Source organism: Rhodococcus sp. NJ-530 (assembly GCF_003860625.1).
GTDB classification, from domain to species: domain Bacteria; phylum Actinomycetota; class Actinomycetes; order Mycobacteriales; family Mycobacteriaceae; genus Rhodococcus_F; species Rhodococcus_F qingshengii.
Genome location: NZ_CP034152.1, coordinates 973098 through 989723, shown reverse-complemented (window position 1 = coordinate 989723; position 16626 = coordinate 973098). Strand labels below are relative to the sequence as shown.

General features: G+C 63.2%; 14 protein-coding genes and 1 pseudogene. 6 read left to right on the top strand and 9 right to left on the bottom strand.

Features of this window, described 5'->3' with window-relative positions; translation table 11 throughout:
• Positions 1–98 precede the first annotated feature (98 nt).
• Entirely contained in the window at positions 99–683 is a 585-nt protein-coding gene (locus tag EHW12_RS04620) for a class I SAM-dependent methyltransferase (RefSeq protein ID WP_003945672.1), read from the bottom strand.
• A gap of 143 nt (positions 684–826) precedes the next feature.
• Between EHW12_RS04620 and EHW12_RS04615 the strand changes: the two are divergent.
• The 3 genes and pseudogenes from EHW12_RS04615 to EHW12_RS04605 all read left to right on the top strand — a co-directional run bounded on the left by EHW12_RS04615 (position 827) and on the right by EHW12_RS04605 (position 3847).
• Positions 827–2973, top strand: a pseudogene (locus EHW12_RS04615) (MMPL family transporter).
• A 103-nt stretch (positions 2974–3076) separates the two neighbouring features.
• Positions 3077–3487 (top strand): DUF302 domain-containing protein, encoded by a 411-nt coding sequence (locus tag EHW12_RS04610; protein WP_125050330.1) that lies wholly within the window; start codon positions 3077–3079, stop codon positions 3485–3487.
• A 90-nt stretch (positions 3488–3577) separates the two neighbouring features.
• A complete protein-coding gene (locus tag EHW12_RS04605; protein WP_007734349.1) occupies positions 3578–3847 on the top strand; it encodes a metal-sensitive transcriptional regulator in 270 nt (89 codons plus the stop codon).
• 60 nt (positions 3848–3907) lie between these two features.
• On the opposite strand, the gene EHW12_RS04600 is transcribed toward EHW12_RS04605, so the two are convergent.
• Positions 3908–4711, bottom strand: a complete 804-nt coding sequence (locus tag EHW12_RS04600) for an alpha/beta hydrolase (protein WP_003945829.1) — start codon at positions 4709–4711, stop codon at positions 3908–3910.
• 110 nt (positions 4712–4821) lie between these two features.
• On the opposite strand from EHW12_RS04600, the gene EHW12_RS04595 reads away from it, so the two are divergent.
• A complete protein-coding gene (locus EHW12_RS04595; protein WP_007734348.1) occupies positions 4822–5757 on the top strand; it encodes a methionyl-tRNA formyltransferase in 936 nt (311 codons plus the stop codon).
• A 44-nt stretch (positions 5758–5801) separates the two neighbouring features.
• On the opposite strand, the gene EHW12_RS04590 is transcribed toward EHW12_RS04595, so the two are convergent.
• Entirely contained in the window at positions 5802–7577 is a 1776-nt protein-coding gene (locus EHW12_RS04590; protein ID WP_039973412.1) for an ABC transporter ATP-binding protein, read from the bottom strand.
• A 23-nt stretch (positions 7578–7600) separates the two neighbouring features.
• On the bottom strand, positions 7601–9355 hold the full coding sequence (locus EHW12_RS04585) for an ABC transporter ATP-binding protein (RefSeq protein WP_007734346.1): 1755 nt from the start codon (positions 9353–9355) through the stop codon (positions 7601–7603).
• Positions 9356–9511: 156 nt separating this feature from the next.
• Here EHW12_RS04585 and EHW12_RS34530 point away from each other — a divergent pair, with 156 nt between their 5' ends.
• Positions 9512–9685 carry a hypothetical protein gene (locus EHW12_RS34530; RefSeq protein ID WP_164490548.1) on the top strand — a complete coding sequence of 58 codons (174 nt, stop codon included), beginning with the start codon at positions 9512–9514 and terminating at the stop codon, positions 9683–9685.
• A 103-nt stretch (positions 9686–9788) separates the two neighbouring features.
• A complete protein-coding gene (locus tag EHW12_RS04580; protein WP_085989962.1) occupies positions 9789–11252 on the top strand; it encodes a trehalose-6-phosphate synthase in 1464 nt (487 codons plus the stop codon).
• A gap of 88 nt (positions 11253–11340) precedes the next feature.
• On the opposite strand, the gene EHW12_RS04575 is transcribed toward EHW12_RS04580, so the two are convergent.
• The 5 genes from EHW12_RS04575 to EHW12_RS04555 are packed head-to-tail and all read right to left on the bottom strand — an operon-like array spanning position 11341 to position 16619.
• Positions 11341–11889 (bottom strand): hypothetical protein, encoded by a 549-nt coding sequence (locus EHW12_RS04575; RefSeq protein ID WP_007734345.1) that lies wholly within the window; start codon positions 11887–11889, stop codon positions 11341–11343.
• The gene (locus EHW12_RS34955; protein WP_007734344.1) at positions 11886–12689 is read right to left on the bottom strand and encodes a hypothetical protein; all 804 of its coding nucleotides are present in this window, start codon (positions 12687–12689) and stop codon (positions 11886–11888) included. The genes EHW12_RS04575 and EHW12_RS34955 overlap by 4 nt, the downstream gene beginning before the upstream one ends.
• Entirely contained in the window at positions 12689–14083 is a 1395-nt protein-coding gene (locus tag EHW12_RS04565) for an MlaD family protein (RefSeq protein ID WP_007734343.1), read from the bottom strand. The genes EHW12_RS34955 and EHW12_RS04565 overlap by 1 nt, the downstream gene beginning before the upstream one ends.
• The gene (locus EHW12_RS04560) at positions 14080–15327 is read right to left on the bottom strand and encodes an MCE family protein (RefSeq protein WP_007734342.1); all 1248 of its coding nucleotides are present in this window, start codon (positions 15325–15327) and stop codon (positions 14080–14082) included. Before EHW12_RS04560 ends, EHW12_RS04565 begins: the two co-directional genes overlap by 4 nt.
• On the bottom strand, positions 15327–16619 hold the full coding sequence (locus tag EHW12_RS04555; protein ID WP_003945764.1) for an MCE family protein: 1293 nt from the start codon (positions 16617–16619) through the stop codon (positions 15327–15329). The genes EHW12_RS04560 and EHW12_RS04555 overlap by 1 nt, the downstream gene beginning before the upstream one ends.
• Positions 16620–16626 lie beyond the last annotated feature (7 nt).

Genomic DNA, 16626 nt, shown 5'->3' with positions numbered 1-16626 from the left:
AGAATCCGATCATCGTCGTTCATGCTCATCGAACGACGAACACCCTCGCAAGTTTAGGGTAGGCTACCCAGGAACGTGAAGGTGCGCTCCCGCCCTGGTCAGACCTGTTCCCACGGACCGAATTCGAGCAAAACGTCAATTGCTGTCTTACCGTCTTGCGGCCGAACGACATGTTCGAGGGCATAGACCCTCGATCCCTCCGCAGCGCGAGCGAGATCGGAAATACCGGGCAGAATGGTCGGTTCGGGTGGACCGCCCACACCACGATGGAAGTTCTCGATGGAATGCCCCAAATAGAGGACCCGTCCGCCGGGCGTCAGCCACTCCCCGACGCGCTTCAAGGTTGCGGCCAGATGGTCGACCTCGAGGTGAAGAAAGCTGACCAACACCAGGTCGACCAGCCCTTCCGGCTGCCACTCGGTCGCGTCGCCGACCTGCCAGTCGACAGCCTTGTCCCCGTCACTCGCCCGTGCCAGATCGATCGCCACCGACGAGTAGTCGACCGCAGTCACCGACCAACCTTGCCCAGCCATCCACCGCGCGTGACGGCCGTCGCCGCAGGCCAGATCGATCGCGGTGCCCGGTCTCAGATCGGAAATTCTTGTTGCGACGGTTCCCGCCGGGTCGACTCCCCATGGCTCCGTCACCGCTCGGTATCGCTCGTCCCAGTCGCGTGCGTCCATGATTGCTCTCCCATATCCGTTTCACCGTTTCAGATCGGACGGTGCCCCCAGCAGCATAGAGAACCCTCGAATGTGACAGATCGATACCCCTGGGGGTATACAGGTGACGGACAGGAATACCCCCACCCGTATCAGGAGTGAAGATGTCAGCGACCAGAACAGTCACCGCGGACCCACCCACCCGAGCCGACGGCATACTTGCGCGTCTCGGTCGATCGATGGCGACTCACACCCGCCTCGTCGTCGGCGTCTGGTTGATCGCGTTGATCGCACTCGGCGCCGCAGCACCCAGCGTGTTCACCTCTCTGGCCGGCGCGGGTTGGCAGGCAAACGGATCCGAATCCGTGCAAGTTCGCGAGTTGGCCGAGCAGCATTTCGGTGGAAATTCCTCCGCCGCAGTACAGGTGGTCGTTCACTCGGATTCTCTACCCATCACGGATCCGTCGATGCAGCAAACCCTGGCCGCGGCAACGGAAATCTTTTCCGCGGACCCTCGCTTCGGCGAAGTGATCGCCCCGCAGCCCGGTATGACCATCAGCCCGGACGGACATACCGGCATCATGGTCGCGGGCGCCAACGCGAGTACCGACGAGATGGTCAGCGCGGTAGACGAACTCGGCAAGAAGCTCACGGGCTTGTCCACCGACACGATCGAGGTGTACCCGACGGGTGCGTCGGCGTTGTGGAGCGATTTCAACAAGGCCAATCACGAAGCCATGATCAAAGCCGAAATGATGTCGTGGCCCGTCACTCTCGCGATCATGGTGTTGGCCTTCGGCTCCCTGGTTGCCGCGGGTCTACCACTACTGCTGACGCTTGCGGGCCTGGCCGCTTCGGCGGGTGGGCTTGTAATCCTCAACGAGATCACGCCGATTTCCGTGTGGGCCATGAACTTCGCGATGATGTTCGCTCTCGCGCTGGGCGTCGACTACGCACTCTTCCTCGTCGCCAGGTTCCGGGATGCATTGCGAGCCGATCCGGATCCAAGGGCCGCCGTGGCTCAAACCATGGACACCGCCGGCAAGGCTGTGGTCCTTTCCGGCCTCACAGTTCTGGTCAGTTTGTCTGCGGTTCTCATCGTTCCAGCCCCGGCCGTACGCACGATGGCTGTCGGAATCATGCTCGCTGTGATCTTCGTTCTCGCCGCAACACTCACCCTGTTGCCTGCCGTGCTCGGCAGGATCGGCGCGAAGGTCAACGGCGGTTCTCTACCGTATGCAAAGCGCCAGCAGCACCGCTCCCCGATGTTCGCAGGTTGGGCATCATTGCTGCACAAGCACCCGTGGCCATTCGGCTTCGGCGCCTTACTCATCCTGATCGCACTCGTTGTTCCGGTCTTCGGACTGAAGGTGGCAATGCCCTCCATCGCCGTGGTTCCCGAGGACGCCCCGGTTCGCCAGGGCTATGAACTGGTGCAGCAGCAATTCGGGGACGGCGCCCCGGGGATGTTGCAGATCGTCACGTCCGCCGACGATGCAGCCGACACCTCACGTCTTACCATGAGCGTTGACGGCGTGGCCATGGTCACCCCAGCGCAACAAGCTGCCGACGGGTCCGATCTTGTTATGCTGCAAGCAGTTCCCACCGTCGACCCGTCAGATCCTGCGATGGAAACCATCCTTGCCGACCTTCGGTCGCAACTGCCGGAATCGGCGCTCGTCGGCGGCGCTCCGGCCGAAAATCTCGACCTTCAGCAGGCACTCGACGACTACCTTCCCATCGTCGTGGTCGTGATTCTGACGCTCGGATTCCTGTTGCTGCTGATCGCCCTCCAGGCGCCTTTGATCGCCTTGATCGGCACGCTGGTCAGCCTGCTGTCCACTGGGGCCGCATTCGGAATCGCGAAGCTGATCTTCCAGGACGGTCACGGAGCAGGCCTACTCGGCTTCACCCCCAGGGTTTCCTCAACGGGTGGGGTCCGGTCTTCTTCTTCGCCATGATCTTTGCGATCGCGATGGACTACACCGTGTTCCTGCTTTCGAGTGCCAAGGAGCACTACGAACGCACAGGCGACCCCGCGATCGCACACATCGACGGCCTCGCGCATTCAGGTCGGGTCATTGCGGCGGCAGCAGCGGTGATGGTTGCGGTCTTCTTCACTTTTGCGCTCGCAGATCCCTTGCCACCCAAGGAAATGGGCATCATTCTCGGCGTAGCTGTCCTCCTGGACGCAGTGCTCGTCCGCTTGGTACTGCTGCCCGTTCTCCTACGCCTCACCGGCCGGGCAGCCTGGTGGGCGCCGGCATGGCTGCGTCGCGTCCTGCCGAACATCAGCTTCTCGCATGGCTGATCGTGTACCCGACATCACTGTCCTACTGATACCCCCAGGGGTATAATGGGGACAAGAGAAATCAAAGCCGGCGACAGTGACAGCCCACGACGAGGAGTGCGCAATGACAACACCCACAGAACCGATAGCGATCGCAACCAAGGTCACCGGAACCTTCGACGACGTCGTCACCCGCACGCGTGGCGCTCTCGCCGAGCAGGGCTTCGGCATCCTGACCGAGATCGACATGCAGGCAACACTCAAGGCGAAGCTGGACGAGGACATGGAAAAGTACCTGATCCTGGGTGCCTGTAACCCGCCGTTGGCCCATCGGGCAGTTTCGGTGGATCGTCAGATCGGCCTCCTGCTGCCGTGCAACGTCGTCGTCCGCGAAGATACGACTACCGAGAATTCGTTCTTCGTCGAAGCGATGAACCCTGCTCTCATGGTTCATCTTTCCGGCGAACCCGGCCTCGAGTCCGTGGCAGCCGACGCAGCCGTCAAGTTGCGCGCGGCCGTCGACTCGCTGATCTGACACCGCAGTCGGATCAAACACTGAATCAAGCAGTGACATGCCCCCAGGGGTACCCTTGACCGCAGCACGAACACTCGAGAAGGGGCCACCATGACCGGCGACGAAGAGAGCATTGCGCTCGTATTGAACAGACTGCGTCGTGCCCACGGCCAACTTGCCGGGGTCATCTCGATGATCGAGAACGGCCGCGACTGCAAGGACGTCGTCACGCAACTCGCCGCCGTGTCCAAGGCGCTGGACCGAGCAGGGTTCAAGATCGTCGCTTCCGGGCTGCGTGAATGCCTGAGCGGTGACAGCGCGGAAGGTCAGGAACCGATGACCGAGGCCGAACTCGAGAAGCTGTTCCTGGCACTGGCCTGAAACATGAGAAGGGCCTGACCTGCAGTTAGCAGGTCAGGCCCTTTCTCGCGTGCGAAAGAACTACTTCGCCAGGAAGTCGATCAGCACCTTGTTCACGGCCTCCGGACGCTCGAGGTAGCCGTAGTGCCCGGCGTCGGGAATCTCTTCGTACGACGCCGTAGCGATGCAGTCCGCCACCTCGCGGGAGAGGTAGGGCGGGATCATGCGGTCGTCGGCGAAAGCGACGGACAGGCACGGGCGCATGATCGACTTGTACGCACCCCGTCGATCGAAGGCGCGGTCCATACCGAGCTGTGCGCGAACACCCGGTGACGTTGCGCCGCCGGTGAACTCGAAGATATCCATCCAGTCGCGCGCCGAGTGATCGTCTGCCAGCGTGGCCGGCGAAAGGTTCATCACCGCGGTCACTGCGGCACGGTACTTGGCCGGCAGAGCGACGCCACTGTCGAACAACTGGCGCTCGCCCTCGGTCAGGACCTGCTGGAAATGATCCATCCGGGCGTGGCCGGCGAGGAACACTGCTTTGCGAACCAGATCGGGCCTGGCGAGCGTCAGTTCCTGCGCCACCCGGGCGCCCATCGAGGTGCCGATGACATGGGCCGGACCGCCACCGAGGTGCTCGATCAGTCCGGCGGTGTCTGCGACCATGTCGGGCATCGTGATGCCGCCGAGGCTCTCGCCGGACGGTGCGATTCCGCGGTTGTCGAAGGTGCAGACTCGGTAGCCGGCGGCCACCAGCGCCGGGGTCTGGTGCAGATCCCAGACGCGGCCGGGGCTGCCGGTCCCCATGATGAGCACCACCAGATCTCCATCACCCTTGACCTGGTAATTGATGGGGATTCCGTTGATTGTGGCGACCGTCATGTCAGCCTTCCTCCTCGTACGTGTGATCAACAATTTTGGTTGGATAGCCTAAGCTGATGGGCGGTCGTGTGACCGCAACCCCAGCCCATGCTCGTCCAGGAGGACCCCCGTTGAGAGTCGCTACGCTCGGATACCAAACCTGGGGCCACCGTACCCTGCAGGCCTTGATCGACTCCGATCACGAGGTCGTGCTGGCAATCACACACCCGAAGAGCGAACACGTCTACGAACAGATGTGGGCGGACTCGGTTGCAGATCTGGCGGCCGAGAACGGTGTACCCGTTCACGTGGCGAACAAGCCTGACGACGCCTTCAAAGCCGCGCTGGCCGAAGCAGCTCCCGACATCATCGTCGCCAACAACTGGCGTACCTGGTTGCCTGCGGAGGTCTTCGACGCACCCAAGTACGGCACCCTCAACATCCACGATTCGCTGCTGCCCAAGTACACGGGATTCTCCCCGCTCATCTGGGCTCTGATCAACGGCGAAGAAGAAGTCGGGCTCACGGCGCACCTGATGGACGAGGAACTCGATGCGGGCGACATCGTGCTGCAGCGTTCGACGACGGTCGGCCCGACCGACACCGTCACCGATCTGTTCCACCGCACGATCGACATGATCGGCCCCATCACACTCGACGCCCTGGATCTGATCGCGTCCGGCCGTACCGACTGGACGCCGCAGGACCGATCGCAGGCCACGTTCTTCCACAAGCGCGCACCGCAGGACAGCCACGTCGACTGGTCCTGGCCCGCCGAGGTCATCGAGCGTTTCGTCCGGGCACAGTCCGATCCGTACCCCAACGCTTTCGCCGAGTTCAAGGGCCAGCGCATCCGCATCCTGAAGGCGTCCGTCTCACGCGGGCACTACGGCGGAACCCCCGGCCGAGTGTTCATCCAGGAAGACGACGGCATGGTGATCGTCGCGGGCCCCGACGCGTGGTCGGGCAAGAACAAGGGACTGCGGATCGAGCGCGTCCGACTCGACGACGGCAGCGAGTACACCGCCGCCGAGTTCTTCCCCCACGGCGGCGGGTACCTCACCTGATCGCCGGATCAGACCCCCTCAGTACAAAACCCAGTACAAACCCCTCAGTCGCGACCTTCCCAGGCCGCCCACAGTTGTGCGTAACGCCCGCCCGCGGACACCAGTTCGCGGTGCGGGCCTTCTTCTACGATCTGTCCGTGTTCGAGCACGATCACTCGGTCGGCGCCCGCGGCCTGGGTAAGCCGGTGTGCGACAACCAGAGTGGTGCGGCCCTCCGTAGCGGCGTCGGCAGTCGCTTCCAGTTCCCGCGCTCCGGCGCTGCCCGCCTCCGCTGTTGCCTCGTCCAGTACGGCGACGGCGGGATCGGCCAACACCAGTCTCGCCAAAGCCAACTGCTGCGCCTGCGCCGCCGTCATCTCGTGCCCGCCTTCGCCGACTACGGTCAGCATTCCCTCGTCGAGAGCCTCCACCCACTCGTACGCGCCGACCGTCCGCAGTGCCGCGGCAACGTCCTCGTCCGAGGATTCGGGAGCCGCCAATCTCAGATCCTCGATCAGGGGTCCGGCAAAGACATGGACCTCCTGACTCACGATCGCGATGTGGCGTCGTAGGTCGTCGAGGTCGGCAAGCGGGACACCGCCGATCGACACCCGGCCCGACGTCGGAGTGATCGAACCGGCAGCGATCGCCGCGAGCGTCGTCTTTCCGGCTCCGGTCGAACCGACGAGCGCCACGCGCTCCCCCGCTCGCAGTGTGAGGCTCACTCCGTGGAGAACCTCATGACCACCGTCGTAGCTGTGCCGAATGTCATCCAGACGCAGCGAACCGTCGGCCGGAACGGAACCTGCATCCGTCGAAGGCTCCGTTTCCTCGATCTCGACGACGCCGACCAGTCGCGCGAGGCTGGCGCCGGCCGACTGCACTTCGTCGAAGGTGTAGAGCAGTGAGCCGATCGGGTTGAACAGGCGGTGGAACAGCAGGGCAGCAGTCGTCGTCTGGCCGACTGTCACGACGTCCTCACGGACCAGCAGGAATCCGACGACGAGAATCATGGACAGGCCCACGAATTCGGCGCGGTTACCTCGACCGGCGAACCTCGTGAACAGGCCGAACACTCCGACTGCCAGATCGCGCGCTTTTGCCGACGCCGCATCGATCTGCCCGAGGTGTTCCTTCTCGAGGCTGTACGCACGGACCGTCTTCGCACCCTGGAGACTGCTGATCAGCGCTTGTGAACGAGCGCCCATCGCTACCCGCTCGGCTGCGTAAACGGGAGCCGAGCGTGGCAGGTACCACTTGAGCGCCAGCGCGTACATCGGCAGCGCGACCATTCCGGCCAGACCGAGTCGCCAGTCGAGTCCGAGCATGGTCACCATGCTCAGAGCCACGAGCAGAACCGCCGCGATCATGCCGGGAACCACGTCGGACACGGCCTTGGCGATCACCGACACGTCGTCGCCGACGCGCGAGAGCAGATCGCCCTTACCGACCTTCTCGACGGTCTGGATCGGCAGTCGCAGTGCCCGGTCCACGGTCCGCTCTCGCAGATCCGCCAGGATCGTCTCACCGAGCCGCTTGATCAGATAGGCAGCCACACCGGTGAACACACCGCCCACGATTGCGGCAGCGGCGATGATCACGACCACCCCGACGATCGTCGACGTGGGCGCGTTCTCCCGGACCCGGTCGACCAGGACACCGAAGACGTAAATCGGCACCAGGGCCATCGCCGACGCCGAAGCCGCGACGATCAGGACCAGCAGGCTCTGCATCCGGTGTTCGGCCAACGCCGCCCGCAACCACCTCCAGGTCTGGCGACCACTCGCGATCGGCAACAACTCGCGCTCTGTCACCTTCTCGGCGTTCTCCCCGGCCGGCATTTCGGTTGTCATGTCCGTGGCCGTCACCGCAGCACCGCTCCTCGGTAGTTCGCGTCGCCGCGAGAGAGTTCGGAATGTGTGCCGATCGAGGCGATCACTCCGTCGTTCAACACGATCACCCGATCCGTCACGGCCAGCAAGGCGGGGCTGCTGGTGATCAATACCGTCGTGTGGATGCCACTGGCACCCTCGTGCCGCAGTTCTGCGATTCCTTCGGCGATCGACGCCTCGGTCACCGCGTCCACCGCCGTCGTCGGATCGTGCAGGACCATCACGGGTGCCTGTGCCACCAAGGCGCGCGCGAGGGCGACGCGTTGCCGCTGGCCTCCCGACAAACTGGCGCCCCGATCGGTCACTTCGAGGTCGAGACCGTCCGGATGTGCATCGACGACATCCGCCGCTGCCGACGCCACCAGAGCGCTCTGGATGTCGAGAGCAGCGCCATCACCGGCGCCCGCGGTGACGTTCGACGCAAGCGACCCGGAGAACAGATCGGTGATGTGCGGCTCCACCAACACCGTCCGACGTGCCAATCGCAAGTCCATGTCGGACAGGCTGATTCCGCCAACCCTCACCACTCCGCGATACGCGTCCTGCGCCAGCTGACCGGACAGGACCGCGACAAGGGCGTCGGCGTCCTGCGGTTGGTAAGCCACGACGCCCAGCAGTTCTCCGGCAGGCAGATGCAGATCGATGCCCTTGAGCGATTTGTACTCGACTCCGTCGAGAGTCAGGTCGGTGCCTTCGAGTTCGGTCTGCGAACCCGCGCCACGCAGTGGCTCCGCGTCCAAGACCAGTGCCAGTCGATCCGACGACGCTCGCGCCACCGCGAAGTATCCGGGAATGGACGCAAGCAAGCCGAGCGGTTCGATGATGAACTGCGCAAGCCCCATCACGGTGATCAGTTCACCGACCGTGATCCGGCCCTGCAACGCGAAGTATCCCGCGAAGCCCGCAACACCGACCGCGAGCAACGCACTGACGGTCGCGGCAACGCCGGTGTAGATACCGGTCGCCTTGGCCGTGCCGATCGTCGATGCGAGCGCTTGACGGCTGACCGTGCGGTAGCGCGCCGACGCGGTCTTCTCGCCGCCGATACCGCGCAGCGGACGCAATCCGCTGACCAGATCCGTAGCCATCGCCGACGCCCGAGCGATCGACGCCTGCTGGCCGGTGGCCCTCGACGTGATGAGAGGCGCCGCCAATTGCAGCAGACCGAGAATGACCGGCGTTCCGATCAGAACGGCCAGCCCCAGCCAGAGGTCGATCCACACCAACGCCACCGCCGACGCCACCGCAGCTGTCAGGGCCGCAGCGGCGCGCGGGACGATGTCCGCGATCCACGAAGTCTGCTCGGCATCGGATGTCGAGACTGTCAGCAATTCACCCGAACGCAGATCGGTGCGCACCCCACGCGGATCGAGGACGCGGTGCGCCACCTCGAGCCGGAGGCGATGAGCCTCCTGCTGCATCGCGGTGACGATGAAGCGTGCGCCGAAGCGCCAGGCGGCCGTCAGAACGAGAAAGAGAGCCGCGAGACCGACGATGGAGACGATCAGGGCCGTGGTGTCCGAAGTCTCCACCGCACGGTCGATGATCACACCGATGGAGATCGGCACCGCCGTCTCGGTCAGTTGGTGCAGACAGACCAGAACCGTGCCGATGGCGAGCGGGCCACGGTTACGGACGAGGACACGTCGCAGAATCGCAGCACCGCTGTGATTGCCACTATCCGGCTCGTCCGAGTCGACGGTCACACTCGAGGGGGTCGAACTCATGGAACTCCAAGCATCGATGGAAGCGATAAAGTTGAGTACAGAGATAAGTAAGTCGACCCTAATACATGAGCAACTAGCGTCGACACGCCCAGTTCTCATAGAGTCGCGAGTAAGAACCATTGCTTGCGCCGTGCAGGCAAGCACGAGAGGAACATGATGGCTGAGAACACGACCGTCGAAACCGAGATCGCGGACGAGGACCTCGAGCCCGTAGCGGACGAAACTGCTCGTCAGGCACAGCGCGTCGTCGCTGCCTACGCGGAAGATGCCGACGAGTGCAGGATGCTGCTCTCGATGCTCGGTATCTCCCCCGCCGCCAAGCTCGACTGAATCTTTCCCTCACCGACCGAGAAGGAACCACGTGCCTGTCAGTCCGGATTCGACCAGTTCAACCCTTTCTGACAGCGCACCTGCTTCTTCGACCGGTGAAGCCGTGTCCGGGCAGGCTGAGTTCGTTGTCGTAGCGAACCGCCTGCCCGTCGACTTGGAACGGCTTCCCGACGGCACCACCCGCTGGAAGCGAAGCCCCGGCGGACTGGTCACCGCTCTCGAGCCGATCCTGCGCAGCAATCAGGGCGCGTGGGTGGGCTGGGCGGGGGTGGCGGACGCCGAGCTCGACCCCATCGTCGAAGACGGACTCGAGCTCTACCCCGTGCCGCTGAGCGCCGAGGAGATCAACGAGTACTACGAGGGATTCTCCAACGCCACCCTCTGGCCGCTCTATCACGACGTCATCGTCAAACCCGAGTACCACCGCGAATGGTGGAACGCCTACGTCGAGGTGAACCGGCGATTCGCCGAAGCCACCTCCAAGGCAGCGGCACAGGGCGCGACAGTCTGGATCCAGGACTACCAGCTGCAGTTGGTACCGAAGATGCTGCGGATGCTGCGCCCCGACCTGACCATCGGCTTCTTCCTGCACATTCCGTTTCCCCCGGTCGAGCTGTTCATGCAGATGCCGTGGCGCACCGAGATCGTCGAAGGCCTCCTCGGCGCCGACCTCATCGGCTTCCACCTTCCGGGTGGCGCACAGAACTTCCTGTACCTGGCCAGACGCCTTGCCGGGCAACAGACTTCACGTGGAACCGTCGGCGTCCGCTCCAAACTCGGTGTGGTGCAAGTAGGTTTCCGTAGCGTCCGCGTCGGCGCCTTCCCTATCTCCATCGACTCCGGCAAGCTCGACGAGCTCTCGCGCACCAAGGCAATTCGAGACCGCGCCAAGCAGATTCGCAAAGAACTCGGAAACCCCAAGCACATCATGCTGGGCGTCGACCGCCTCGACTACACCAAAGGCATCGACGTCAGGCTCGCTGCGCTCCACGAACTTCTCATGGAGAAGCGCATCGATCCCGCCGACACCGTCATGGTGCAGCTGGCGACCCCGAGCCGCGAACGCGTCGAAAGCTACGTACAGATGCGCGGAGACATCGAGCAGAAGGTCTCCCGGATCAACGGCGAGTTCAGCGAAGTCGGCCGCCCCGTCGTCCATTACATCCATCGGCCGATCCCACGCGACGAACTGGTCGCGTTCTTCGTCGCCGCCGATCTCATGCTCGTCACGCCGCTGCGTGACGGCATGAACCTCGTCGCGAAGGAATACGTCGCCTGCCGCAGTGATCTGGGTGGTGCATTGCTGCTCAGCGAATTCACCGGTGCCGCAGCAGAACTCCGCCAGGCATTCCTATGCAATCCTCACGACCTCGACGACGTCAAGGATTCGATGGAGAAGGCCCTCAATCAACCGCGCGAGGACGGCCGGCGCCACATGCGTGCGCTACGTCGTCAGGTCCTGACGCACGACGTCGACCGCTGGGCGCGCTCGTTCCTCGACGCGCTCGCACACGGCGGTGCCGCAGGCCCGGCGCTGATCGCCCCGGCCGAAGCACAAGACCACTGAGGACAGTGCACAAAGGCTGGGGCCGCGGAGAGTGAATCTCCGCGGCCCCAGCCTCTTTCGTACCCGGCTCCAGCCTTCGTGTGTTTGATCAGAAGGGTTGGACGTTGTTCACGAGCCAACGTCCGTCCTGCTTCTCCAGACTCATCTTCACGCGACTGCCACTGGCAACGGCTTCGGGCGATTCCGAAGACGTGGTGATCTGATTGAGGAACAGCATCGTCGTCGCGCTGTCCGCCTCCGCGTCGAGAACCGCGGCGCCCTGGACGACGACCTGAACGGTCAGCGACTTTTCCTTGGCTCCCGGAATGATCACCGATTCGATCAGATTGGTGAACGTGCCTTGAAAATCGCCCGTCAAACCGTCTGTGGCTGCATGCAACTGCTGGTCGACGTTGTTGTAGTCGTACTGGAACATCGCTACCGCCTGATCGGAAGAGGCCTGTGCCACTTCGTCTCTGGTCTGATCGATCGCTGCGGTGTCACGCGTTCCGTCCGGACCGAAGTAGAGATACGCCGACACTGCCGCCAACGCGATGGCCACTGCACTGATGACGCACAGGATGATGGCGAGCGGTGAGGCGCGCTTCGGCTTCGGCGAAACTTGCTTGGACGTCTCGGGGTTCACTTCTGGGGTCATGGCACAAACTCCACATTCGAGGCAAGCAACTGCCCGTCGACGTCGCACATGGTGATTCGGAGTCGGTAGTTGCGTTCAGCGGGCGCTTCGTCGCCGTTCTTCTGCATCGCACGCACCGCGACCAATGAAGTCCCGCAATCGCCGTCGGATTTCTCGAACCCGGCTTCGAGCACCTCGCCGTCGGTCTGAACTCCGGCCTGCCCGAGGACGTTGACGAACGAATCCTTGCGTCCGTCGAACTGCGACTTGAACTCGTCGGTGGTGCCGGCGAGAAACTTGTCGAGGTCGGCAGCCGCTGTATCCGCGTGCAGTGTCGTCAGATTCAGTGCGGTGGTCCGGGCACCGGCCACGTAGCGGGCTCGGTCCTCGTCGGCATTGGACGCCTTGTTCCGGTCGACGAGGAGAATGACCGTCAGGGCTGCGAGAGCGATGGCGATCACCGAAGCAATGGCGATCCCGACTACCAACCCGGCCTTGGGCTTCGAACGAACAGGGGTGTCCACAGCAGTTTCTGCGGGGGTTTCGGCGGTACCGGTCGGCTCAGCCTCGGTCGTGACCTGATCACCGCTGACGACCTTCTCAGGTGGAGTATCGGGCTTGCCCAAAGCAACTGGCGCCGCCGCCTTCTGCTCAGCCACCTTCTGCTCGGCCGCCTTCTGCTCGGCTGGCTTCTGTTCGGCCGACTTCTTTTCGGTGGGCACTACTACCGCGGCAGCGTCTGCATCCGCACCCGTGGGTCCGGCGCTGCGGGACGCGCGACGGCGCACCCGCTGCCCGGCCTGTGGATCTTCGTCTGTCATCAACCCTGCTGACCCTTCATGAACTGTTCGAGACTGACGTCGCCGCCACCGAGGTTCGGTTGCGAGTACGTCCTTCCGTCCGGCCCGATGTACGTGCCTGTAATCGGATCGTACCGACGAGCCGAGACCGAAGGCGTCGACGTGTACGAGCTCGGGGTCGCGGTAATCGGTTCCGGAGGCCCGGATTGCGGGTTCGTGCCCATCGGTACGTAGCCGGAACGGCACTGTTCGACCGTCGGCGCACGACGTCCCGGATACTCCTCGCAGGGAAGGTTTCTCGCGCCGCGCACGGCGATCGGCGAATCCTGGGCAACCTGACAGAAGAGATCCGACGGCGTCTCGATCGGTGATTCGTCCTTCGGACTGCGCCACTGCTCTGCGGGCAGGAATCCTGTAGTGCACGGCGGCGGGTCGTTGACCTCCATGTGGAAGTCCACCAGTGCACCATCCGCAGCCGGGCCGGAGCCTGCCACCGTGACCAGCGCTGCGGCCAGCGGCGGGTAGATGACCAGAATCTGCTCGATCGCGTTGTTGTAGATCACGCCGACCTGTCCGACGGACACGAGGTTCGCCAGAAGAATCGGCAATGTCGGCTGCATGTCTTGCAGAAGAGCATTCGCCTCCGCCGCTGCCGCCGGCCCCTTCTGGATGACGGCACGCAGATCAGGGTCGCTGGCTCGGAGCTGATCGGTGAACGTCACCAGATTGCCTGTCCAGGAACGGATGGCATCGCTGCTGACCACCTGGGTGTCCAGGAGTGGACCGGCCTGCTCGATCAGGGTCTTGGTCGCGTCGGAGTTGTTGTTCGCCTCTTCGACGAACAGCCGAGCCGAGTCGATCAGCTTCTGCAGATCCGGGCCGGCACCGTTGAACGCCTTGAAGGATTCGTCGATGACGGTCTTGAGCTTGGTGTCGGAAATGCTCTGCAGCAACAGATCTGCCTGATCGAGCATCGCGCCGACATCCTGGGGAATGCTGGTTCGGTCTTCGGGAATCACCGATCCGTTTTCCAGATGCCCGTCGACCACGATCGCTCCGGAGCTGTCGGTGTGCGGAATCAGATCGACGAACTGCTCGCCGATCGCCGACACACTCTTGACCGCAGCGTCGACGTCCGAGGGCACCTTGACGCCGCTCTCGAGAGACAGTCGCGCATTCACGCCCGTTTCCGACAACTCCACCGCGTTCACGACACCGATGGTCTGACCGCGGTAGGTGACGTTCGAGTTCTTGTACAGCCCACCGGTGGCGGGCAATTCGACAGTGACGTCGTAACGGCCGATACCGACCATCGCCGGAACACGCACGTACTGAGTGGCCATCACGATCAAACCGACAACCGTCAAGACGGCGAAGATGGTGAGCTGGATACGGACGAACTTTGTGAGCATCATGGTGCCGGTGCCCCCTGAGGAAGTCCTGGAATGTTGATCGGCGGAAGTCCCGGAATCTGAATGGTATTCGGATCCGCTGCCGGGGCCTGCGCAGCGGGAGCCTGTCCGGCGGGAGCTTGTGCCGGCGGTGCGGCAGGCTTGAGCGGATCGCTCAACGGGTTGCCTGTCTGTCCGGCGAGCCCCGCCTGCTTACCCAACACGCCTTCTGGTCCGGAGAGTGTTCCGGCCAACGGAGTTCCGGTGAGGAAGTTCGCGTCGAGTCGGGGCAGCGAGATGTCGATGGTCATCGCCAGGTTGGCATAGTCACCGCGGATGACGTTGTCGATTCCGTTCTGTGGGAACGGGAACGTCAAGAGGACTCCGAGAACCTGAGTGAGAGCGTTACCCGAATCCGCCAAGGCCTTCAGAGTCGGCGAAAGAGCCCGAACGTTGGTCGCGAAATCGTCGCCGCTCTCCTGGATGACGCGACTGGCCACCTCGCTGAGACCACCGAGGGAGGTCAACGCGTTGGTGATGTCCTGACGCTGAGCGACAAGAATCTCGAGTGCCGGCGGAATACCTTCGAGCGCTTTGTTCAAGGTGTCGTGCTGTGCCTGGACGGTCGAGGACAGTCGATCGAGTCCTTCCATCGCCGAAACGATGTCGCCTCGTTGCTTGTCCAGACTTCCGACCAGCTGATCGAGCTGAGGCAGGAGGTCTCGAACGGAATCTTCACGCCCACCGAGAGCGGCGTTGAGTTCCTTCGTGATGTCCTGAACCTGAGCGAGACCGCCGCCGTTGAGAACAACCGACAGCGACGACAGCGTCTGTTCCGTCGTCGGGTAAGCGCCCGCTCGCTCGATCGGAATCAGGTCACCGGCTTCGAGTCGGCCCTCGGGCTCCTCCCCTACCGGCGGCGCCAACTCGATGTGCTGAGAGCCGAGCAAGCTGGTCTGACCGATTTTTGCCGTCGCGTTGGCCGGCAACTGAACCTCGGGATTCAGCGACACCGTCACCAGAGCGTGCCAGCCTTGAACCTCGATGTTCGAAACGCTTCCCACTGCCACGTCATCCACCCGGACGGGCGAATTCTGCGACAGCGTAGTCACGTTCGGCATCTCGATCTGAACCTCGTATGCGCCTTCGCCCCGGCCTTGAGTGCCTGGCATCGGCACCGAGTTGAGACCGTTCCATTCACAACCGCTGGCGCCGAGAGCCACTGCCGTGGCCAACACGGCAACCGTGGTCTTGCGAGCTACCCGCATCAGTTCCCTCCGCCCATGTTGAAGAGTTCGGCGAGATCCTTGGGAACACTCGTCATGGGAGCACCCGACATCGGTCCTGCGACGGTTTCCGGCTGATTCTGACTTGCCGCTTCCAATCCCGGTTCGGTGTAGACGATCTGATCCGGGAAAGCCTGCACGCCCGCGACCGGGTTGAACAGGAATCCGGGGTAGTTGCCGATCATCGTGCTGAGCACCGGCCCGAGGTACTGCTTACACAGGTCGGCACTGTTCTGGGAGTTACCACTCTCGATACCTTCGATGGAACCACAGATCCACTGGATCGGATTCTTGAAGTTACTCAGTGCAATTGCGCCGGTCATACTGCCCTGAGCCGGCTTGTAGATCTGATAGAAGTTGGCAAGCGACGTCGGTCCGGAGTGCAGAACCTGCTCGATCTCCGGGCGCTTGTCAGTCAGTACCTGAGTGGCATCGGCGAGACGCGCAACCGATTCGCTCAGTCCCTCGCTGTTGTCCTTGACGAACCGCTGGACGTCGCCGACGGCCAGGTCGAGATCACTGAGGGCGGTACCCAACTCGTCGGAGCTGCTTGCGAGAACGCTTGTCACCGAAGCGAGGTGACCGCTGAACTGCACGATCTGCTCGTTACTCGAGGACAACGCAGTGACAAATGCCTGCAGGTTCCGAATGGTGGAGAACAAATCGGTCCGGCCTTCGGACAGCGTGTGCATCGTGGCCGAGAGTTCGCGCAGCGTCGACCGAATCGACTCACCGTTACCGTCGAGGTTCGTTCCCACGGTGTCGATGAATCGACCGAGGGAACCCTGATCGTCCAGACCCTCCGGTCCGAGTGCGTCCGACAGTTTGGTCAGTTCGGTCTTGATCTCGTCCCACTCCACCGGAACGGCGGTGCGCTCGATCGGGATCTCGCCGCCGTTGGGCATCTGTTCCCCGCCGGAGTACACGGGGGTCAATTGCACGAAGCGTGCGGACACGAGGCTTTGAGCAACGATGAGCGCCTTGGCATCTGCCGGAACGTCGACGCTCGAATCGATCTTCATCTCGACGTAGGTGTCCCGATCACGCGGTTCGATCTTGGTCACCTTGCCGACGTTGACACCGAGCACTCGCACGACATCGCCCTCGTAGAGACCGGTGGTCGAGACGAAGTGCGCGGAGATCTTGGTCTTGCCCAGGCCTGGGATGAAGAGGTAGGCCGCACCGGCGACGAGCAGCGCGACCAGCACACCCGCTCCGATCAGCACCCACTTCTTGCGTGGGTTGGTGGAGCCCTGTGGATCCTGTGAAGTCATGGTCTCG